This is a genomic window from Polyangiaceae bacterium (assembly GCA_020633235.1).
Taxonomy (GTDB): domain Bacteria; phylum Myxococcota_A; class Polyangia; order Polyangiales; family Polyangiaceae; genus JACKEA01.
On sequence record JACKEA010000002.1, the window covers coordinates 131,240 to 152,298 of the forward strand.

At 68.6% G+C, this 21,059-nt stretch carries 19 protein-coding genes and 1 tRNA gene; 11 read left to right on the top strand and 9 right to left on the bottom strand.

Features of this window, described 5'->3' with window-relative positions; all coding sequences use genetic code 11:
• Positions 1-5: 5 nt before the first annotated feature.
• From H6717_11165 to H6717_11175, 3 genes are read left to right on the top strand one after another with little or no spacing between them, the layout of a single operon-like run.
• The gene (locus H6717_11165) at positions 6-428 is read left to right on the top strand and encodes a helix-turn-helix domain-containing protein (protein ID MCB9577570.1); all 423 of its coding nucleotides are present in this window, start codon (positions 6-8) and stop codon (positions 426-428) included.
• Positions 419-1,123, top strand: a complete 705-nt coding sequence (gene recO / locus H6717_11170; protein ID MCB9577571.1) for a DNA repair protein RecO — start codon at positions 419-421, stop codon at positions 1,121-1,123. The genes H6717_11165 and recO overlap by 10 nt, the downstream gene beginning before the upstream one ends.
• 37 nt (positions 1,124-1,160) lie before the next feature.
• Positions 1,161-1,682 carry a TerB family tellurite resistance protein gene (locus tag H6717_11175; GenBank protein ID MCB9577572.1) on the top strand — a complete coding sequence of 174 codons (522 nt, stop codon included), beginning with the start codon at positions 1,161-1,163 and terminating at the stop codon, positions 1,680-1,682.
• 1,329 nt (positions 1,683-3,011) lie between these two features.
• Here H6717_11175 and H6717_11180 read toward each other — a convergent pair.
• The gene (locus tag H6717_11180; GenBank protein ID MCB9577573.1) at positions 3,012-4,814 is read right to left on the bottom strand and encodes a metallophosphoesterase; all 1,803 of its coding nucleotides are present in this window, start codon (positions 4,812-4,814) and stop codon (positions 3,012-3,014) included.
• Between the two features lie 118 nt (positions 4,815-4,932).
• On the opposite strand from H6717_11180, the gene H6717_11185 reads away from it, so the two are divergent.
• The 3 genes from H6717_11185 (at position 4,933) to H6717_11195 (ending at position 6,677) form a co-directional block, all read left to right on the top strand.
• On the top strand, positions 4,933-5,508 hold the full coding sequence (locus tag H6717_11185; protein ID MCB9577574.1) for a hypothetical protein: 576 nt from the start codon (positions 4,933-4,935) through the stop codon (positions 5,506-5,508).
• A gap of 71 nt (positions 5,509-5,579) precedes the next feature.
• Positions 5,580-6,209 (top strand): ribosome biogenesis GTP-binding protein YsxC, encoded by a 630-nt coding sequence (ysxC, locus tag H6717_11190; GenBank protein ID MCB9577575.1) that lies wholly within the window; start codon positions 5,580-5,582, stop codon positions 6,207-6,209.
• A gap of 120 nt (positions 6,210-6,329) precedes the next feature.
• On the top strand, positions 6,330-6,677 hold the full coding sequence (locus H6717_11195; protein MCB9577576.1) for a hypothetical protein: 348 nt from the start codon (positions 6,330-6,332) through the stop codon (positions 6,675-6,677).
• 479 nt (positions 6,678-7,156) lie between these two features.
• Here the strand turns inward: H6717_11195 and H6717_11200 are convergent, their stop codons facing one another.
• Both H6717_11200 and H6717_11205 read right to left on the bottom strand, forming a co-directional pair.
• Entirely contained in the window at positions 7,157-8,005 is an 849-nt protein-coding gene (locus tag H6717_11200) for a ParA family protein (GenBank protein MCB9577577.1), read from the bottom strand.
• Positions 8,006-8,817: 812 nt separating this feature from the next.
• Positions 8,818-8,889: transfer RNA gene (locus H6717_11205), tRNA-Val, on the bottom strand.
• A 166-nt stretch (positions 8,890-9,055) separates the two neighbouring features.
• On the opposite strand from H6717_11205, the gene H6717_11210 reads away from it, so the two are divergent.
• Positions 9,056-9,769 (top strand): hypothetical protein, encoded by a 714-nt coding sequence (locus H6717_11210; GenBank protein ID MCB9577578.1) that lies wholly within the window; start codon positions 9,056-9,058, stop codon positions 9,767-9,769.
• A gap of 120 nt (positions 9,770-9,889) precedes the next feature.
• On the opposite strand, the gene amrA is transcribed toward H6717_11210, so the two are convergent.
• Entirely contained in the window at positions 9,890-10,417 is a 528-nt protein-coding gene (gene amrA, locus H6717_11215; protein ID MCB9577579.1) for an AmmeMemoRadiSam system protein A, read from the bottom strand.
• Between the two features lie 66 nt (positions 10,418-10,483).
• Here amrA and H6717_11220 point away from each other — a divergent pair, with 66 nt between their 5' ends.
• The 4 genes from H6717_11220 (at position 10,484) to H6717_11235 (ending at position 13,525) form a co-directional block, all read left to right on the top strand.
• Positions 10,484-10,771 (top strand): hypothetical protein, encoded by a 288-nt coding sequence (locus tag H6717_11220; GenBank protein ID MCB9577580.1) that lies wholly within the window; start codon positions 10,484-10,486, stop codon positions 10,769-10,771.
• Entirely contained in the window at positions 10,768-11,157 is a 390-nt protein-coding gene (locus tag H6717_11225) for a hypothetical protein (GenBank protein MCB9577581.1), read from the top strand. The genes H6717_11220 and H6717_11225 overlap by 4 nt, the downstream gene beginning before the upstream one ends.
• Positions 11,158-11,159: 2 nt before the next feature.
• A complete protein-coding gene (locus tag H6717_11230) occupies positions 11,160-11,939 on the top strand; it encodes an enoyl-CoA hydratase/isomerase family protein (GenBank protein MCB9577582.1) in 780 nt (259 codons plus the stop codon).
• 95 nt (positions 11,940-12,034) lie between these two features.
• A complete protein-coding gene (locus tag H6717_11235; GenBank protein MCB9577583.1) occupies positions 12,035-13,525 on the top strand; it encodes a diguanylate cyclase in 1,491 nt (496 codons plus the stop codon).
• A 9-nt stretch (positions 13,526-13,534) separates the two neighbouring features.
• On the opposite strand, the gene H6717_11240 is transcribed toward H6717_11235, so the two are convergent.
• From H6717_11240 to H6717_11260, 5 genes are all read right to left on the bottom strand, one after another.
• Positions 13,535-14,629 (bottom strand): PEGA domain-containing protein, encoded by a 1,095-nt coding sequence (locus H6717_11240; protein ID MCB9577584.1) that lies wholly within the window; start codon positions 14,627-14,629, stop codon positions 13,535-13,537.
• A complete protein-coding gene (locus tag H6717_11245) occupies positions 14,602-15,513 on the bottom strand; it encodes a hypothetical protein (GenBank protein ID MCB9577585.1) in 912 nt (303 codons plus the stop codon). Before H6717_11245 ends, H6717_11240 begins: the two co-directional genes overlap by 28 nt.
• Before the next feature lie 283 nt (positions 15,514-15,796).
• Positions 15,797-17,104: a hypothetical protein gene (locus H6717_11250; protein ID MCB9577586.1), complete on the bottom strand. Its 1,308-nt coding sequence runs from the start codon at positions 17,102-17,104 to the stop codon at positions 15,797-15,799.
• Between the two features lie 515 nt (positions 17,105-17,619).
• Positions 17,620-18,927 (bottom strand): hypothetical protein, encoded by a 1,308-nt coding sequence (locus H6717_11255; GenBank protein ID MCB9577587.1) that lies wholly within the window; start codon positions 18,925-18,927, stop codon positions 17,620-17,622.
• A 500-nt stretch (positions 18,928-19,427) separates the two neighbouring features.
• Entirely contained in the window at positions 19,428-20,735 is a 1,308-nt protein-coding gene (locus tag H6717_11260) for a hypothetical protein (GenBank protein ID MCB9577588.1), read from the bottom strand.
• Positions 20,736-21,059: the final 324 nt, after the last annotated feature.

The window sequence follows — 21,059 nt, forward strand, 5'->3', positions numbered from 1 at the left end:
CCTCGATGGAGACGGTGGGACAACTCCTTCGGCGCCAAAGGGAAGAGCGGCGCATGAGCGTGGAAGAGATTTCGCGCGCCACGCGTGTGCCCATGTCCAGCGTCGAACGCATCGAGGGAGATCGTTTCGACGAGCTCCCGGGGGAAGTGTTCGTGCGCGGCTTCCTCAAGTCCTACGCCGTCGCCGTAGGGCTCACGCCGGACGAGGTGCTGGCGCGCTACACCGCCAGCCGCCGCGTGGCGTGGGTCACGCCGCTGCCCATTTCCAGCCCCACGAAGCCCGCCCGCGGCCGCCGCTACGGCGTGGCCATCGCCTTCGTGCTGCTGCTCATCTTGTTCACCCTCGCGCTGTCCATCGTGCTCAAGCCGCGCGGGGACGACATGCCGCAAGAGCTCTCGAGCCGCGCGCCGTCGTCGCTCTGGGCGTGACGACGACGCGCGCCCTCGTTCTGAAGCGCGTCGCCTACGGCGAGTCGGATCTGGTCGTCACTCTGCTCACCGAGGAGCTCGGCCGTGTGTCCGCCCTGGCTCGTGGTGCGCGGGCGAGCCAGAAGCGCTTCGGCGGCAGCTTGGAACCGATGCACACGCTGCGCGTGCGCCTCGACGATCGTCCGCGAGCGGAGCTGTCGGTGTTGCGCGAGTCGAGCATCGACGTGCCGCGGACGCGTCTCGCCATCGACCTGGACAAGATGCAAGCCGCCGGACGTGCCCTCGGTTGGGTGCGCCGCGCAGCGCCACCACGTACGCCGGAACCGGAAGCGTGGGAAGTGCTCTCGGAATTTCTGGATCGTCTCGACGACGCGAATGACACGCGTTCCGCAGGCGTGCACCTCACGGAGCTCGGCCTCCGGCTGCTGTCCGCCGTGGGCTGGGGGCTCGATCTGGAACGCTGCGTTTCCTGCGGGAAACCCTGCATGGAGGGCAAGGCCGCGATGGTCGACGAGGGACGCGGCGGCCTGGTGTGCAGGGCTTGTGGTGGTGCACGGCGGCGACTGCCTGGGGCCGTGCGCACGCGGCTCCTCGCCGCGACCCGAGGCGAAGCCGGCGCCGTCACCGAAGCCGACGTACCCATCGCCCTCGATCTTGTCGAGCGCGCGCTCAAGACGCACATGGGTTTCGAATAGCGAGGCGCCGGCCCACGGCCGCTGGTACACTCGACCCATGGTTCTCGACGCTCGTTTGCGAAAGCTGGCCACGGGAGTGACGGCGGGGGAAGCGGCGCATGCGCACGCGAAGAGCTTGCGACCCGGAGAGTTGCTCTCGGACGCCGAGCAAGCGCAGGCGGTGGAGTTCGAGGCCACGCTGGAAGCGATGTTCTTGATGGCTGCAGTGGATGGCAACATCAGCCGCGAAGAGACCGAGCAACTGTCGGCCAGCTTCCAAGCCATCGTGGACATGCACGAGGTCCGCGGCATCGAGCTGCAGTCGGTGCTCGAGCGCTTCAACGAGAAGCTCGCCCGCGACGGCTGGCGCAGCCGGCTGGAAGCCGTGAGCCAGCGCATCACCACGGAAGACGGCCGTACGTTCGCGTTTCGCCTCGCCGCCGGCGTGGCCTTCGTGGACGATCACGTCGCGCACTCCGAAGCCGCCGCCATCGAAGCCTTGGCGCGGGCTTTCGAGCTGTCCCCGGCAGAGTCTCAGGCGATCCTGAACGAAGCGCACGAAGAGCTGTTCGGTTCCTGAAAGCGAGCTGCTTGGCCGCTCGGGGGCGGGCGGAGTAGAGCAGGGCGGTGAGCGATCAGGCCGCCGAGCCCAGCCGAGGGGACGAAGAGCGCCGGCGGATCACCAGCCGCGCCGGCATCGTGGCCGCCGGCACCCTGATGAGCCGCATCCTGGGCCTGGGCCGGGACCAGGTGCTGGCCGCCATCTTCTCCCGGGGGGCCACCGACGCCTTCTTCGTGGCCTTCACCATCCCCAACGTGCTGCGGCAGCTGCTGGCGGAGGGCGCCGTGCAGAACGCCGTGCTGCCGGTCTTGACCCAGACTCGGGAGCAAGAGGGCGAAGAAGCGGCGCGGGAGCTGTTCCGCGCTCTGCGGGGGCTGTCCCTCACGCTCTTGATCGCCGTCAGCATCGCCGGCGTGGTGTTCGCGCCGGAGCTGGTGAGCTTGTTCGCGGAGGGCTTCAAGGATCAGCCCGGCCAGTACGAACGGACCGTCGAGCTCACTCGCTGGGTGTTCCCCTACATCTTCTTCATGGGCACGGCGGCCTTGGGGGTGGCCGCCCTGAACGTCCACAAGCGCTTCGTCGTCACCTCCTTCGCCCCGGGCCTGCTCAACGTGGCGTTCATCGTGTGCGCCCTGGTGCTGCCCGGCTGGCTCGGAGCCCAAGGCAAGGAGCGCATCTTGGCCATGGCCGTGGGCGCCCTGGTGGGCGGCGCCCTGCAGGTGATGGCGCAGTGGCCGAGCCTCAAGAAGATCGGCTACTTCTCCGCGCCGCGTCTGGCCTTCGGCCACCCCGGGGTGCGCGAGGCCCTGCGCCGCATGGGGCCCGTGCTGATCGGTCTCGGCGTCTATTACATCGACGTGGTGCTGGCGCGGCGCTTCCTGTCGGAGCTCGACGTGGGCGCCCAGAGCTATTTCGGCTGGGCCCTCCGGCTGTGCGACTTCCCTCAGGGCATCTTCGTGATGGCGCTGTCCACGGCCACGCTGCCGAGCTTGGCGCTGCTGGTGGCCCGCGGCGAGCACGACGAAGTGGCCAAGACCTTCGCCTACGGCATGCGGCTGGCGCTGTTCGTGGGGCTGGCCGCCACGGCGCTGTTCGTAGCGCTGGCCGAGCCCATCGTGGTGCTCATCTTCCAGCGCGGCGAGTTCGACGCCGTGGCCTCTCACGAGACCGCGAAGGCGCTGGCCGCCCAGGGCCTCGGCATCTGGATGGTGGCCGCCGTCCGGCAGCTGGTCGCCGTCTACTACGCTCTGGGCGACACCCGCACTCCGGTGTTCGTGGCGGCCACGGATCTGTGCGTGTTCATCGCCCTCGCCCTCGCCCTGCGCGGCCCTTTCGGTCACGTCGGCATCAGCCTGGCGGTGACCGGTGCCAGCGCAGCGCAGATGACGCTGCTCGTGATCTTGCTCCGGCGTCGCCTCCCCTCATTGCACCTGGCGGAGATCGGCGGCTCCATGCTGCGCACACTGCTCGCCGCCGCCCCCGCTGCGCTCTCGGGCGTGTGGCTCGCGAGGTCCCTCGACGGCATCGTGGGCGGCGGCCCGGTGATGCGCATGCTGCCCGGCGCCGCCGCCGCAGCGAGCTTCGGCGTCGTGTTCCTGCTGGCCGCGTGGCTGGTGAAGAGTGAGGAGCTCCGACTGCTGGTCGCGGCGGTGCGTCGCCGCCGACGCCGCGCCTGAGCTCAGCTCGATGTTGTCGGTCCGCCGCGGAACCTCCGGCGGCGGACGGCAAGCAGCAGCAGTGCCAGCCACCCGAACGACGGCGCGGAGCGGCGCGCCGTGCGGCAGCCGCAGCCGCCGTCGTCGGCGACGTCCGCGGCGCGCGCGCGGCTCTGTCGCGCTGCCCGCCGCGCCCGCGCTGCCCGCCGCGCCCTGGCGCCCCCTGCCCCGCACTGCCGCCGGTAGCGACGCTGCCGCCCGTGCCGGCGGCGCCCGACGCGCCGCCCACCGCCGGCGCGTCGCTCGGTAGCTCGGCGCACGGTCCGGCCACCAGGTCCGTCGTGACGGTGTCGGAGCGCGTGACGCCGTTCACGGTCGCAGTCACCGTCACGTCCGCGCCGCCGACCACGAGGCTCGTCGTGTCCACCACGGCCGACCACACACCCACGGGGTCGCTCTCGGGGCTCATGGCGACCGGCGGCAGGGTGCCCACGGTCACGCTCACCGCGCTGGGCGACGTATCGGCGAACACCACCGCGCGCACGGGATTGTCCGGTCGGTCCTTGCACACGGTGTACGCGTACGGGTTCGTGTCACCGCCGCGCAGGGAGCGGCTCACCGGCGCGGTGACGATCACCAGCGGCCACGCCGCGCTGACCCCCGTCGCTCGGTACACGAAGGCGCGATGGTCGACCACGCCGACGCCGATGTTGTCCGTGGTCTTCTGACCCAAGGAGTCCACCTCGTTCGCGACGATGCTCGGATCTCCGTCGCTGTACTCGTCGTACTCGTGGACGTGGCCGTGGACGTAGAAGCCACCGCCGGCATCCTTCAGCGTCTGCACCACCTGGTCGCCGTTCTTGGGATCCAGGATCGGGTGGTGCGCGAGCACGAACACCAGGTCCGGCGCGGGGCCAGTCGCGAGCTCGCCGTTCATGGCGTCGATCTGAGCCTGCAAGAACTCCGGCTTCTCGCTGAAGGGCCCGCTGCCCACGCCCGCGCTGTCGAGGCCGAAGAACTTGTAGGAGCCGAGGGGCGTGTCCACACTCCAGGACACGTAGGTGCCTTGGTTCGTCTTCCCTTGCAGCGAGCTCTTCAAGTAGTGGGTGAACCCGGTGTCGCCGTAGCCATCGTGGTTGCCGGGTAGATCGAAGTAGAAATCCGGCGAGAGCCCCGCGCTCTCGTAGTGCGCCCGGTACTCGTCCCACTCCGCCTGGCTCTGCCCGGTGGTGGGCACCCCCAGGGGCGAGCCGTCGACCAGATCGCCGGTGGCAACCAGGAACCACGGATCGATGGCCGACAGCGCCGGGCCGAAGGCGAAGCTCATGTTGGCGTCCTCGTCCGTCGCGTTCCACTCACAGCTGGTGTGCAGATCCGACACGTGCATGAACCAGAACATGTCGGAGCTGCCCCGGGCGTAGTGGGCGTCCCCCGGGCTCGCCAGCGCCGGGCTGGCCGTCATGCACATCCCCAACACCAGCCAACCGCGCTTCATGCTGGAAATTGTGCGCGCTCCCCCGTGCGCTGGCCGTGACGGGTGTCATGCGGGCTCCCTCCACGGTCCCGGCTTCGACTACCCTCGGTCGATTCTCTTGCTCAGAGGTGTATCGACAATGACCAAGCTCCTCGTTGCCGCCGCGGCGTTGCTCCTGGCCAGCGGCTGCGCACGCTCCGTTCCCGTTCACTCCGCCCACTTGGAAGAGTCCGGCACCTACGTGGTGGGGACCCCGGGCGCGATTACCATCGCCCAGAAGAGCGCAAGTGCGTCCCACGTCTGCACGATGCGCACTCCGGGCGGCGCCAAGATGATGAAGAAGGGCAAGCGAGGCGCGGCGATGCCGGGGGCGCCGGACGGTCACGCCGCGATGCTGGATACGTTGCTCTTCCGCTTGTGCGAAGCTCGCGCGAACAACGACATCAGCGCCGAGCAGTACGCCAGCAGCGTGCAGCTGATCTTGAAGTCCATGAGCGAGATGGCCCACCGTCCGCCGATGATGGGCCCCGGCATGGGCATGGGCATGGGCCCCGGCATGGGCATGGGCCCCGGCATGAACCGCGACGGCCGCCCCGGAATGCGGCGCCGCGACGGCAGCGGCCCCGGCAACTGGGGGCGTCCGCGCAACACCCCCGGACCCCAGCCTGCAGCGCCGGACGACGACAAGAAGGACAAGGACGAAAAGAAGAAGTAGCTCCCCAGCGCGCGCCAGCGCGGCGAACCCCGCGCTGGCGCGACGTCCCGGCCTCCGGCATGCTCCGCGCCGTGAGCTCCGCCGAGACCGAAAAACGCCCCCGCGTCGTCGACGCCCACTTCGTCGCTGGCGCCAAGAGCAGCGGCGAGCTACCGCCGCCGGTGAGCGTGGAGGTGGCCTTCGCCGGCCGCTCCAACGTGGGCAAGAGCAGTCTGCTCAATAGCCTCATGGAGCGCCGAAACCTGGTACGCACCAGCTCCACGCCGGGCTGCACGCGGCAGATCAGCTTCTTCGAGGCCCGCACCTCGGATGGCTTCGGCACCACGCTGGTGGATCTTCCGGGCTACGGCTACGCCAAGCGCTCCAAGGTCGAGCGCAAGGCCTGGGCAGATCTGATCGAAGGCTATCTGCTCACGCGCCCCTCGCTGGCCTTGGTGGTGGTGCTGGTCGACGTGCGCCGCGGCGTGGAAGAAGACGACCGCGAGTTACTGGAGCTGTTGGCCGAACCCGCGAAGAACCGGCGTCCGGTCACGACGCTGCTGGTGGCCACCAAGCTCGACAAGCTGCCGGCGTCGCAAAAGAAGCTCGCGCTGGACAAGCTGAAGAAGAGCGCCGGGCTACCCGTGATCGGGTTCTCCGCCAAGGACGGTACCGGTCGCGACGCCGTGTGGCGTCGCATCCGGAGCGCGCTCACGGCGTAGCGCTCCCCTGACTGAATGCCGACCAAGATCTGCCGGTTGCGAGGAAGCCAAGCGGCTCGATTGCGGCTAGCTTGTCGACGATAAGGACGAGCGACTGGCAAGACCGTTACCGCGAGCCGCGTGCTGCTGGGCTCGCAGATCACGCAGAGGACGGACAAATATCTGCCAAGCGTGGAGACCTACGGCTGGCGCCTGAAGATCCAGCTAGTGGAGAAGTCGAATGCACCCGACATCGTCCACTGCGGGGACGAATTCCCCAAGGCGTCGTCGCCAGACGAGATGTTCCAGCAGGCCTTCAGCGACCCCGACAACCAACAGCTGACGTCGCTAGGGCGCAATGCCAGTCACGCGGAGATTTGCGTTCGCGCCTTCGCGCCGATGGGTCAGGTCCGGATCGAGGATTGGAGACCGCGAGGATCGCATCACGCGTTTGGCCGCTCAGCTCCGCTCGTCTTCCAAAATGATTAGGTCACTCCATTGACGCAAGGAGCTCGCCTCCGGCGCTGTGAGCAGCTGGAGTAGCTCGTTCAACTCAGCAGTGTCACGGCGAGCTAGCTCCCTGCAAAGCGCGCCTACGAGTTGAGCCCGCGAGGCCTTCTGCTTCGGACGGAATCCGACTTTCTCGGCAAACTCCCTCAAGTCAGCCACGCCTGGAAACTTCTGCCTGTCGTTTAGGCGAGCTCGCACGGCTTCCAGCAGCCGCTTTCGAACGTGTTCATCCTCACCGCTCATTCCGTCGCCTTCTGAGTGCCGGCTACGACCTGGCAGGGACTCGATGTGCGGTGGCAATGTCCCCGACGCTCTCGCCAGAGTTCCGAGAATCTGAACGAGCTCCTCTCTAAAACCGGGAGCGGCGAGTTGTCGGGCAAGTTCGTCAAATGCCTCCGGACCATGCTTCCGGAGTAGGCTCGCTAGGTCTTCGAGAAGCGTGCGTTTGGGCCCACTAGTCACAAGCTAATCCTCCGCGCCAGCTGCTGCGCGAAGATATGAAATGCGGTCTTCTGCTTCGTTTGTGCGTTCGACGTACGAAATATGGGCCGACCCTCGCGCGCGCCTTTTGGGTACGAACGCGAAAAGGGGATGTCGCAGTCGAAAACATGCCAGCCGAGCCTCTTCGCTTCTGTCCGGACCTCGCGCTTGGATCGCGTTTCCTCCGGCGCGTAGTTGGAAGCGTGATTGAACACGACGCCCACCACAGCCACCGAGTGGTCGTCATAGTGCTCGTGAAACTCCTGAAGCGACCGAGCCAGGAGTGGGAGACCGATTGTCGACAGATACTCCGGCTTCACTGGAACGACAATGAAGTCACTCGCCAGGTAGGCCGCCGTCGTCAGTAGCGACTCGGTGGGTGCGCAGTCGATAACGACCAGATCGTAGTCACTTTCTACCTTCTTCAGGAACTTCGAAAGCAAATACTCCTTCTCTGCCGGTTGCTTTAGCGACCACGCGAGTTCCAACCGCGAGGGGAGCAAATCTAGGCGACCCGTACCTCGATACGTAACGATGTTCACAATTGTGTCCGCCGGAGTCGGCGCCTTGAGGGAACCCGACCCCGGTGTTCTCGTGCGCTGCTCGAAGATATTCCAGACGGTTGGTCGATCCGTCGACGCGACCTGCTTCGCGTATCCGGTCGCTCCCAACATGTACTGGCTTGCGTTGAACTGCGGGTCCAGATCAACAACGAGCACCTTCTTCGCCCACGTGGTGAAAGCGGCGAACTGCCAAGCAAGGTTGACGGCCAGAGTCGACTTCCCGACTCCACCCTTCATGTTGATGAGAGCAACTGTTTTTGCCATGAGTTCCGAAGTTAGCACACGGTTCTGCCATCGCGCTCGTCGCCGCGGGGCGGTAGTGTCCCGTGCAGCAGCCCGAATGTGTGCGAATGGGGGCAGTGTGGCAGCTGCTTTGAAGCTCCCAGCTCTCGCTCGTGCGCCGGGCTAGCTTCACCATGGCAAGAGGGGCAGTCGCAGCGTTTCTGCAGCGGAGAAGGAGGTGGACGCCGAGAAGTTCAGTTCGCGACCCGCGTTTGGCGCAAGGACGACACCAAGGTCTTGCACTTAGTGGCGGCAGCCGCAATCGTCGACGCGATCAGTTAGGCCGTTTGGCGTCGTGGCATCGCCGAGTCTATCGCTTACGAGTTCGGTGCGCGGGGATCGTGACCCGTCTGATCGGGCGCACCGTTTCCACGAGTGGCTCCAAGAGGCCGCCGCGCCTCCGGTGCTTTCGAGCTGGTGACGCGAAACGCCGGCGCAGCGCACTGGTCGTAAAGGCCAGAGGAGTCGTGTTCGCCCGCCTGATCACTCATGTACCCTCACCGCCTAGATCGATGTGCCTATCGGCGGCGTTTCGGTTTGCGCGCAGCGGATCACACGTCGCACTTCCCGGCGCATATCAACGAGCAGGCGCCCGGCGATGCTGACGACGGCCCGGCAAGAACCCCTAGGGGGTACTAAGGCACGCGTCTGCGGTGTAAAGGTCAGTATTGCGACCTGGCACTCCAGCCTCTACTCCAACCTAGCCGCCATCGTTCTGTTGGCAATTGATGCCCAGGGCTCGGAGCTGGTGCTTTGAGCGCATCCGAGAGCACGCAACTTTCGGAATCTATGGGTGGGCGCAGCAGGACTTGAACCTGCGACTTCGACCGTGTGAAGATCGCACTCTACCACTGAGTTATGCGCCCGAACCGGACACCGGAGTGGCCGGCCGACCCGGGAGGCCCGGGAGGGGCGGATTCTTAGCGTGCCTCGGGACTCAACGCAATCGCTTCCGACCGGCCCCAAGCCCGAGACGAAGAGCGCAGTCGACGATCGAGAACCGGGCCGGTTTTTGGTATACGGAGCGGCCCTATGGCCGACCCGGATCCCGCAGCACAGCGCCAGCTCATCGAGGCCGCGCGTAAGAAGGACCGCATCATTGGCTTGGCCATCGTGGTGCTGACGTTCGCTCTCGGGCTCGGTCTGTCCTGGTGGGCGAAGCTCGAGTCGCGCCCCGAGGTCGCCGAGCCGCCCGGTCCGCCCACTACGGAAGGGCTCAGTGGCTACCCCACCAACGTGGATCCCGTCGTCGCGCTCAAGAAGGCACGCTCGCTCACCAAGCGCATCATCTTGCGCGGCATGGTGGCCGAAGGCGTGAAGAGCGATGGCACCATCGACGTGAGTGAAGGACCGGGCCGTGCGCGCTTCGTGTTCCAGAGCCCGGAAGGGCAGGGACCCCAGCCGGCGCGGGAGCCCGGCACGCTGGCGCGCCATCAGTACTGCGGCAAGCAGACGATACACCTCCGTACCGAGGGCCTGGTCGCCGATCCCGACGTGTCGGACTACCCCTGTGGTCCGTCTTCACCGGAGCCGCTCCCGGATCCGCGCTGCACCACGCGCGACGTGTGGGCGTTTGCCATGCGCAAGGGCGCGCCGCGGGATCGTCTGGCGCGCATCGAGTACTACCGCGCGTCCGCGGGCCCTGCGTGGCGCTTCGAGCTACCCGGAACCAGCCATCATTTTTCGCTGTATGGCGACTGTGCGCGGGAGCTCGACCCGCGAGAAGCAGTGGGCATGGTGCCGTGACGGGCATCGCGCCGCACCAACATCAGTAGACTCCTTCTACGAGATCTTGTCGGGGCAACGCGGAAACGCCGCGGCCGCCCGGCCCGGCGCGGAAACGCCGCGGCCGCCCGGCTCGGCGCGTCAACGCCGCTCTTCGAACTTCAACACCTGGAAGCGGCTCACGTCGATGGGCGCGTCGTGGGAGATGCCGGCCTTGCGCCGCGCGATGCGGAGCTGCTCCTCGACGCTGTCGACGCCCGGGATGTCCGGGAGCAGCACGCCGCGATGGCCCAGGGCGTCCCGCACGATGACGCCGTAGCGCTGCGGGTCGAGGGTGCGCACGTCGTGGACCGGCTCTTCCGGCATCAGCACGCTCACCTCCACGCTGAGACCCGCGAGCTCCGCCGCCGTAACGGGTCCGAAGCGCGGATCTTGGGTGGCAGAGAGGACGGCATTGCGCATCGTTTCTCGGGCGACGTCGGGCTCGATCGCCGAGATGGTACCGATGCAGCCCCGCAGGTCCCCGCCCTGGGTGCGCAGCGTGACGAACACCGGAGCGCGGGGCAGCTCCACGGCCGGCAGCGCCACGGAAGTGCCGGTGAGCTCCGCGGCGATGGCCGCCCGGGCGAGAGCCGGAAGCTCGGGCCCGATCTCGCGTAGAGAGGACATGCCGGCCATCGTAATCATCCTGTGATGGCTGGCCATGATGCCCGGCAACGCAGTACCGTTCGTTCGATGCGCCGCTGGCTCGTGTGCTCGACCTTGCTTCTGACCGGCTGCGCGGCCACGTTCAGCGACCCGCGGGTAGCGGCCGGCGAGAGCCACACGGAGTGGAATCACTTCTTCCTGTTCGGCAGCGTGGGGCATGCGGTGGTGGACGTTCGGGACGTGTGCCCCACGGGGCGGGCCCACGAGGTGTCGAGCGGCGAGAACGTGCTCACCCTCGGCGTCTCCGTGGTCACCCTGGGCATCTACACGCCGCGCAAGGTGAAGGTGGTGTGCGAAAAGGCGGCCCCACGATGAGGCGCGTGGGCTGGGTGGTGCTGGCGGCGGCGCTCACGGGCGGCTGCTTCCGAACCACGGTGCGCTCGGGCCAGCCGCCGTGGCACTCGCCCGAGAGCCACTACGAGAAATGGCACAGCGGCTACCTGATCGGAATCGTCGAAGGGAGCGGTCCCTACGACCTGAATCGGGTGTGCCCCGACGGCTGGGCGGAAGTGGAGACCGAGATGGACCCATTTCAGAGCTACCTCGGGATCCAGACCCTCGGCATCTACGCACCGCAGTCCGCCACCATCGCCTGCACCGCGCCCGGGGCACCCGCGGCGCCGCCGGCCCAGGGCTACGATCCGTCCGGCGCCGGAGAGCCTGGGTTTCCTCCCCCGGCGCCCTCTACGGAAGGTTTCTGAGCATGAGCAGCATCGAGGTCGAGGTCGGACGCATCAGTCGCATCGTCCTGAACCGACCGGACAAGCACAACGCGATGACCGAGGAGATGGGGCGGCTGATCGCCGACGCCGTCGAGCGCATCAACGCCCACGATGCCGCCCGCGTCGTGCTCATCAGCGGGGCCGGTCGTGCCTTCTGTGCCGGTGGGGATTTTTCGCTGATCGAGGACAGCTCGAAGCGTGCGGCGGAGGAGAACCAACGCAACATGGTGGCGTTCTACGGGACGTTCCTGTCCGTGCTGCGGCTGCGGGTGCCGAGCGTCGCGGTGATCCACGGCGCCGCCGTGGGGGCGGGGCTGTGCTTGGCGTTGGCGGCCGACGTGCGCCTGGCGGCTCGTGAGGCCAAGCTGGGCGCGAACTTCGTGCGCGTGGGGCTTCACCCGGGCATGGGCTCGAGCGTGCTCCTGCCCCACGTGGTGGGCGCCGCCCGGGCGCGGGAGCTCATCCTCACCGGCAAGCTCGTGAGCGGGGAAGAAGCGGAACGCTTCGGGTTGGTGAGTCGCGCGCTGCCCAAGGACGAGCTCGACGCGGCGGCCGCCGAGTGCGCGGAGCAGATCGCGACGGCGGCGCCCATCGCCGTGGCTCAGGCCAAGGCGACGCTTTCGGCCGGGTTGCTGTCGGAGCTCTCCGCTGCGCTGCACCGCGAGGCCGCCAATCAGGCCATCGATTTCGGCACCGAGGACTTGAAAGAGGCGATCGCGGCGTTCCGCGCCGGCCGCCCGCCGAGCTTCGCCGGCCGCTGAGCGCCGGGTTTCGCGCCGCCCCGACATCCAAACGAAAAAAGCGCTCAACCTTCGGCGCTGGGCGCCGTTCTGTCTCGGTCGGAGGGCGGACTCCCATGCAGCTCACCGAAGACATCGCTCCCCTAGGCCAGTCACTGCCCCCGGTGGTGATCCTCGAGGCTCCGGCTCCCACGTCCAGCACGGCCGAGTCCAAGAGGCCGAGCCTCCTCCGCCGGCTGTATCGGCTATTGACCTTCGACGTTCCCATCCGCCAGAAGCTGCTGTTCTTTTCCGGTGGCCTCGCGGGCTGGATCCTGCTCCTGGGGTCCCTGGCGGCGCTGTCCGTGGACGGCTTCATGGAGCGCTTGGTGATCCTGGGGCTGACGTCGATCTCCGTGGTGCCCCTGATTGGCTTCGCGGTGCTCTTGACCCGGGCGCTCACCCGACCCCTGGAGGCCCTGGGCTGTCAGGTGAAGGCGCTCACGGATCGCTACACCGGCCAGACGGAAGACGACGGTCGGCCCATCGCTCCCATTTCCTTGGTGGGCAACGACGAAGTGGGCGATGTGGCGAAGCGCTTCAATCAGTTGACCTCGGTCCTGCAGCAGATCAGCGCGTTCAAGAAGGTGATCGAGGGGGACGACACGACGGGGGAGGTTTACGACCGCATGGGGCGCCAGCTCGCCCTGCTGGGCCTCGACGAGCTGGTGATCTACGAGGTCTCCAACAGCAAGAACCGGCTCACGCCGGTGGTCAGCTCCAGCGCCGCGGCGGCGGAAGCCTGTAGCCCCGACATTCGCCTCGACTGCAACCTGTGCCGCGCGAAGAAGACCGGAGCGATCGTGTCGTCTGCCGCCTTTCCCAAGATCTGCCGCTACTTCCGCGGAGGACAGGACAAGGAGCACGTCTGCGTGCCCATGAACATCGCGGGGAGCACCGGCGGTGTGGTGCAGTTCTTGTTCGACCGCGACGAGCAAGACCCACAGATGAAGGCGGCGCACACGCTGGTGCGCCGCGGGCGACGCTTCTTGTCCGAAGCGTTGCCGGTGATCGAGGCCAAGCGGCTGATGAGCACCCTGAAGCAGTCCACCCTGCGGGACGCCATGACGGGGCTGCACAACCGGCGCTTCTTGGAGGAGTACGCGGACACGCTGGTGGCGAGCGCCGCGCGTCGCAAGGCACCCGTCGGCCTGGTCATGTGCGACCTGGACTACTTCAAGGAAGTGAACGACTCCCACGGCCACGACGTCGGCGACGCAGTGCTGAAGCAGACCGCGGCCATCATCCAGCGCGCCGTCCGCGGTGCGGACATTGCCGTGCGCTACGGCGGGGAGGAGTTCTTGGTGGTGCTCACGGACACCGTCACCGAGGGGCCGCTGTTGGTGGCCGAGCGGATCCGCAAGGCGGTGGAAGCCGAGCGGTTCGCTCCGCAGCAGGGCGGTATCAAGAAGACCATCAGCCTGGGTGTTGCCGAGCTGGGCACCGACACCAAGAGCTTCTGGCAGGCGGTGAAATTCGCCGACGTGGCCCTGTACAAGGCAAAGGAAGGCGGACGAAATCGCGTGATGCGCTTCGAGCGCGCGATGTGGCAGGCGGACGAGTACTGAGCGCTGACCTCAGAATTTCGCCCGATATGCTCCAGCCGCGCCACCAGGCAAAGGCACGACTGCCGCGCTGCTCTGGTGCTCTCCCCCTTCTGGCCACAGGAGCCATGCGGTCGCAGTACCGACAACGGCAACGCCAGCGATGACGAAGCCTGCGGTGGACAAGGCTCGCTCCCGCTCACGGGAATCGTTCACCTCGGCAAGCTTTGCGCAGCGTGCGGCGCGCGATGGGGGTGGCGACGCGCAGAAATTGGGCTCGCCGCCGGCCTCTTGAAGCAACGCCACGCGCAATGCCACGTACTCGTCCTGAGAGCTGCGCTCCTGATACGTGAAGAACACACCTGTGCCCACAGCAAGCGCAGTGAGCCCGAGCCCTGCGATCACGACCGCTTCCTTGGCGTTTGATGTCGGTTCTGGCGTGGGGTGGTGCCGCACCGACGCCGGCGCCGCGGGCCCTGGAACCACGGGCGTGCGCTTCACTTCCTCGAGATCGAACTGCACGCCGTACTTCCGTCCCGGTTCTACGGTGACGGTCTGCGGCGCGGCAGCAAAGCCGGGAGCGGTCACCGATATGTGGTGCTCGCCCCCATTCACGTAGCTTCCCTGCGAGCGGTCCAGCTCCGATACTTCCCGCTCGTCGATCGAGATGGTCGCGCGGACGCCTGGTGGATTGACAGTGACTTGGATGCGGGCAACGGCCTTCTCGGCTCGTTCGAGCGATCGCTCTAGGCGATCGCGAGCGGCTTCGTCGCTCGCAGGAGCATGGGCGACAGCGTACGCGAGGTACTTCGCTGCTTGCCGTTGGTTGCCGATGGCAAGCGCGGCCTGGCCGAGATTTGCAGCGATCTCGTAGCTCGGTTCTTTGCTCCAGGCCTTCTCATAGAGCGCCACGGCGCCGGCGTAGTCGCGTTTGGAATGCAAGACGCGTCCCGCCTCGAACAACTCGCGTGCTGTCTGCTGCGCTGCCGCGGGTGCGGCTGCGAGCGTCAAGCTCACTAGCAGCGCCATCGCAAGACTGTTCCCACCCGTACACTGCATGAAGACGCTCGAATCTACGCCACGCGGCAAATCCTGTCGAGCTACTCGTCCCTCTTCGGCAGCGTCCACGCGAACGAGTCGAGCGCGGGCTCCGGCTGTACCGGGTGCGTCTCGCTCGACTCCCCGTGAATTCTGGATGCCGGGCTTTCGAGCAAGGTCAGGCCCTTGCCGTGGAGGACGCTCGGAACGGCTTTGAGTAACGGGCGAGCGCTGGCGTCGGGCGCAAGGAAGTGGTCCAGAACCGCAACCGCCTTTCCGAACTCGGTGGACCCGCGAAAATCGCGCCAATTTCGGAATGCGCTCGCGTCAGCGCCTCGGTCGAAGAGCGGTCGTCCGGAGACCATTTCGAACAAGATCAGGCCTAGACGAAAGACGACCTGGTCGCGAGGGCCTTCTCCGAGGCCCGGCACACCATGAACGGAGAAATACCAGTTGTCCGCAAGGGATTGCGCGCCCATGGAGGCAGACGCGTTGGACGCCAACCTATCGGTGACCTTGGCCGTGGTGCTGTTCACGATGTGCACGTTTCCCCGCACCAGCCGCAAGGGCGCTGGCAGGCAAGGTTCGAGTGCGAGCACGCCGCGCGCGACCTGCGCGCACAGCCGCATGGCCGCCTCGGGCTCAAAAGCCCCGTTCTTGGCGAGCCACTCACGCAGTCCGGCGCCAGGCGTCCGCTCGAGAGACAGCCACAGCCGTCGATGCGATCCATGACTTCCAGCATGGAACACCCGGACGACGTGTGAATGGCGAACGCGCGAACGAACCGCGACTTCTTGCTTCAGCTGTTCCACGTAGCGAATACCGAAGTTCAGCGCGACGGGTATCAGGTTCAGCTCGTGGGTACGACCCAGCCGATGCCGCGCCTCGTATCGCTCGACGGCGTCGTAGTACCCGAGGTACTTGACGACGCGGTAGGGTCCCACACGCGCGCCCGACGCCAACGCGGGCAGCACACCTCCCTCGTCAGCCTCACCAAAGACGTCGTCTGCTCCAGCGGTCACACGCCGCCGCCAGGGCTCGCCGTAAATTCGTCGCTCCCGCACCCCGTCCCCAACGCCAGACACAGCGCCAGCGCCGCCACGGCCGCTGGATGTTGGCTCGCCGCGGAATCGCCGCGAGCACGACGACCGTTTCTGTCGCGGCCGCAGCGAGAGAGGCAGCCGGACACGGCCGCGCCTCCCGTGCTCGACACTCCCGAGGGTGTCGAGCTACCCGCGCCTCGCCGGACACGCCCCTTCACGGCGCCTCGTGCTCCTCTCCGCTTGCTCCGTCCGTGCCGTCCGGCGCGGGATTCACGCCCACGCCCGAAACGCTCCCGCCCGCGCCCTTCGTGCCGCCGCTCCCCGCCGTCTTCGTCACCGTCCCCGCCTCGATAGGCTTCGTTCCGCTCCACACCAGCGCATAGCTCGGCCCCCCGCTGCCTCCCGAGCCCGACCCGCCCACGCCGCCCGTGCCGCCGTCGCCTCCGGACCCGCCTTTGCCCATGCCCGTGCCCGACGCGCCGCCGGGAGCGCCGCTCCCACCCGAGCCGCCCTCGCCCGCGTTACCGCCCTTGCCGCCCTTGCCCCCCGCGCTCGCCGTCAGCGTCACGTTCTCCAGGGTGACGGCCGACTGCCACGCGAGCAGCGCCACGCTCGCTCCGCCTCCGCCTCCCCCAGTGCCCTTCGTGCCACCGCAGCCGCCCATCCCGCCGGCTCCCCCGGAAGCGCCGATGCACGTCCCGAGGCTCGCCGCGCTCGCTCCGCCTCCCCCTCCGCCTTGCCCAGCGTGGCCGTCCGTGCCCGCCGTCCCGTTTGCGGGGGCAAAGCCCGTGCCGCTGAAGACCCCGGTGGCGGGGGCCGACGATGCGAGGGTGCCCGGATTGCCGTTAGAGCCGTCGCCACCGCTCTGACCATTTGCACCAATCGTCCCTGACCCTGAGCCAGAGTTGTCAACGTTGGGCGGCGTAACGTTGCTCTGCGGTGTCCCGGGGCTGCCTTGGCCTCCAGCAGCCCCCTGCGTTGCCGTCCCGCCTTGCCCGCCCTTCGACCCGCATCCGCTCGCGGCCGGCCAGGCTCCGCCCAGATGCGTCTGCTGCGGCGTCAGCGCCAACCCGCACTCCGCGTCGCACCCCGCTTGCCCAGGCGCTGTCGTGGCGCACGCCGACGCCGTGCTGGGAGAGGCGCCGTTCGCTCCCTTTGTCCCGTTCCCGCCAGCGGCGCCGTCTCCTCCCTTCCCCGCCACAAGCTCCACTCGCCGTAGCTCCACTCCGCTCGCGCTCGCCACCAGCGCTCCGATGCTCGACTCCCCTGCTCCTCCGTCCGCTGCAACGACCTGGAAGTCCTCCACCCTCAGCCCCGCCGTTGTCCCCGTGATGCTCAGCGCCGTGCTCGCTCCCGTCAGCTTCGCCTTCGCACTCGTCGTGTACTGCCACGTGCCGCAATCGAAGCCGCCGTAGATTCCATGTCCGGACAACCCGGAGAGGTTCAGGGGGGCCGCCTCCGTGTAGCCACTGCCGTCGTCGCACGCGTACACGTTCTTGGCGGAGGAGGCGGCTTCGCTCACCGCCTTCGATAGCGTCCCGTACGGCTTCGCCTCCGTCCCGTCCCCCGTCGCGTCCGACCCGCTCGGCGATACGAAAATTCCGTACTCCTCCGCGATGAGGCAGCTCTCTTCGCTTGGGCTCTTGGTGATGTCGCAACTGCCGCCATCCCCACCAGCGCCCGCCGTCCCCGCTTCCCCGCCTTGCCCCCCCGTCCCCGAGGTCCCGGCAGTCCCGCCGCTACCCGATGTCCCGCCCGTACCCGAATCCCCACTCGCGCCGCCAGCGCCGCCGCCGCCAGCGCCGCCGCCGCCAGGGCTCGCCGTAAATTCGTCGCTCCCGCACCCCGTCCCCAACGCCAGACACAGCGCCATCGCCACCACGGCCGCTGGATGTTGGCTCGCCGCGGAATCGCCGCGAGCTCGACGACCGTTTCTGTCGCGGCCGCAGCGAGAGAGGCAGCCGGACACGGCCGCGCCTCCCGTGCTCGACACTCCCGAGGGTGTCGAGCTACCCGCGCCTCCCCGGACAAGCCCCTTCACGGCGCCTCGTGCTCCTCTCCGCTCGCTCCGTCCGTGCCGTCCGGGGCGGGATTCACTCCCACGCCGGACACGCTGCCGCCCGCGCCCTTCGTACCACCGCTGCCCGCCGTCTTCGTCACCGTCCCCGCCTCGATAGGCTTCGTCCCGCTCCACACCAGCGCGTAGCTCGGCCCGCCACTGCCTCCCGAGCCCGACCCACCCACGCCGCCCGTGCCGCCGTCGCCTCCGGACCCGCCTTTGCCCATGCCCGTGCCCGACGCGCCGCCGGGAGCGCCGCTCCCACCCGAGCCGCCCTCGCCCGCGTTACCGCCCTTGCCGCCCTTGCCCCCCGCGCTCGCCGTCAGCGTCACGTTCTCCAGGGTGACGGCCGACTGCCACGCGAGCAGCGCCACGCTCGCTCCGCCTCCGCCTCCCCCAGTGCCCTTCGTGCCACCGCACCCGCCCATCCCGCCGGCTCCCCCGGATGCGCCGATGCACGTCCCGAGGCTCGCCGCGCTCGCTCCGCCTCCCCCTCCACCTTGCCCAGCGTGCCCGTCCGTGCCCGCCGTCCCGTTTGCGGGGGTAAAGCCCGTGCCGCTGAAGACGCCGGCGGCGGGGGCCGACGATGCGAAAGTGCCCGGATTGCCGTTAGAGCCGTCGCCACCGCTCTGACCATTTGCACCAATCGTCCCTGACCCTGAGCCAGAGTTGTCAACGTTGGGCGGTGTCACGTTCGTTTGGGGTGTTCCCGGGTTGCCAGGCCCACCGCTAGCCCCCTGCGTTGCCGTCCCGCCTTGCCCGCCCTTCGACCCGCATCCGCTCGCGGCAGGCCAGGCTCCGCCGAGGTGCGTCTGCTGCGGCGTCAGCGCCAACCCGCACTCCGCGTCGCACCCCGCTTGCCCAGGCGCTGTCGTGGCGCACGCCGGCGCCGTGCTGGGAGAGGCGCCGTTCGCTCCCTTTGTCCCGTTCCCGCCGGCCGCGCCGTCTCCTCCCTTCCCCGCCACGAGCTCCACTCGCCGTAGCTCCACTCCGCTCGCGCTCGCCACCAGCGCTCCTATGCTCGACTCCCCCGCTCCTCCGTCCGCCGCCATCACCTGGAAGTCCTCCACCCTCAGCCCCGCCGTCGTCCCCGTGATGCTCAGCGCCGTGCTCGCTCCCGTCAGCTTCGCCTTCGCACTCGTCGTGTATTGCCACGTCCCGCAATCGAAGCCACCGTAGATCCCATGTCCGGACAACCCGGAGAGGTTCAGGGGGGCCGCCTCCGTGTAGCCACTGCCGTCGTCGCACGCGTACACGTTCTTGGCGGAGGAGGCGGCTTCGCTCACCGCCTTCGATAGCGTCCCGTACGGCTTCGCCTCCGTCCCGTCCCCCGTCGCGTCCGACCCGCTCGGCGATACGAAAATTCCGTACTCCTCCGCGATGAGGCAGCTCTCTTCGCTTGGGCTCTTGGTGATGTCGCACGTCCCGCCATCCCCACCAGCGCCCGCCGTCCCCGCTTCCCCGCCTTGCCCCCCCGTCCCCGAGGTCCCGGCAGTCCCGCCGCTACCCGATGTCCCGCCCGTACCCGAATCCCCACTCGCGCCGCCAGCGCCGCCGCCGCCAGGGCTCGCCGTAAATTCGTCGCTCCCGCACCCCGTCCCCAACGCCAGACACAGCGCCAGCGCCGCCACGGCCGCTGGATGTTGGCTCGCCGCGGAATCGCCGCGAGCACGACGACCGTTTCTGTCGCGGCCGCAGCGAGAGAGGCAGCCGGACACGGCCGCGCCTCCCGTGCTCGACACTCCCGAGGGTGTCGAGCTACCCGCGCCTCGCCGGACAAGCCCCTTCACGGCGCCTCGTGCTCCTCTCCGCTCGCTCCGTCCGTGCCGTCCGGGGCGGGATTCACTCCCACGCCGGACACGCTGCCGCCCGCGCCCTTCGTACCACCGCTGCCCGCCGTCTTCGTCACCGTCCCCGCCTCGATAGGCTTCGTCCCGCTCCACACCAGCGCGTAGCTCGGCCCGCCACTGCCTCCCGAGCCCGACCCACCCACGCCGCCCGTGCCGCCGTCGCCTCCGGACCCGCCTTTGCCCATGCCCGTGCCCGACGCGCCGCCGGGAGCGCCGCTCCCACCCGAGCCGCCCTCGCCCGCGTTACCGCCCTTGCCGCCCTTGCCCCCCGCGCTCGCCGTCAGCGTCACGTTCTCCAGGGTGACGGCCGACTGCCACGCGAGCAGCGCCACGCTCGCTCCGCCTCCGCCTCCCCCAGTGCCCTTCGTGCCACCGCAGCCGCCCATCCCGCCGGCTCCCCCGGAAGCGCCGATGCACGTCCCGAGGCTCGCCGCGCTCGCTCCGCCTCCCCCTCCGCCTTGCCCAGCGTGGCCGTCCGTGCCCGCCGTCCCGTTTGCGGGGGCAAAGCCCGTGCCGCTGAAGACCCCGGTGGCGGGGGCCGACGATGCGAGGGTGCCCGCGTTGCCGGGAGAGCCTGGTTGTCCCGGATTCCCGTCCGCACCAATCGTGGACTGGTCCGACGTTCCGTTGTCAACGTTTGGCGGACTGACGTTGCTCTGCGGAATTCCGAAGTTGCCACCGCCACCCTTCGCCCCCTGCGTTGCCGTCCCGCCTTGCCCGCCCTTCGACCCGCATCCGCTCGCGGCCGGCCAGGCTCCGCCAGCGTGGAATTGCTGCGGCGTCAGCGCCAACCCGCACTCCGCGTCGCACCCCGCTTGCCCAGGCGCTGTCGTGGCGCACGCCGACGCCGTGCTGGGAGAGGCGCCGTTCGCTCCCTTTGTCCCGTTCCCGCCAGCGGCGCCGTCTCCTCCCTTCCCCGCCACAAGCTCCACTCGCCGTAGCTCCACTCCGCTCGCGCTCGCCACCAGCGCTCCGATGCTCGACTCCCCTGCTCCTCCGTCCGCTGCAACGACCTGGAAGTCCTCCACCCTCAGCCCCGCCGTCGTCCCCGTGATGCTCAGCGCCGTGCTCGCTCCCGTCAGCTTCGCCTTCGCACTCGTCGTGTACTGCCACGTGCCGCAATCGAAGCCGCCGTAGATTCCATGTCCGGACAACGTGGAGAGGTTCAGGGGGGCCGCCTCCGTGTAGCCACTGCCGTCGTCGCACGCGTACACGTTCTTGGCGGAGGAGGCGGCTTCGCTCACCGCCTTCGATAGCGTCCCGTACGGCTTCGCCTCCGTCCCGTCCCCCGTCGCGTCCGACCCGCTCGGCGATACGAAAATTCCGTACTCCTCCGCGATGAGGCAGCTCTCTTCGCTTGGGCTCTTGGTGATGTCGCACGTCCCGCCATCCCCACCAGCGCCCGCCGTCCCCGCTTCCCCGCCTTGCCCCCCCGTCCCCGAGGTCCCGGCAGTCCCGCCGCTACCCGATGTCCCGCCCGTACCCGAATCCCCACTCGCGCCGCCAGCGCCGCCGCCGCCAGGGCTCGCCGTAAATTCGTCGCTCCCGCACCCCGTCCCCAACGCCAG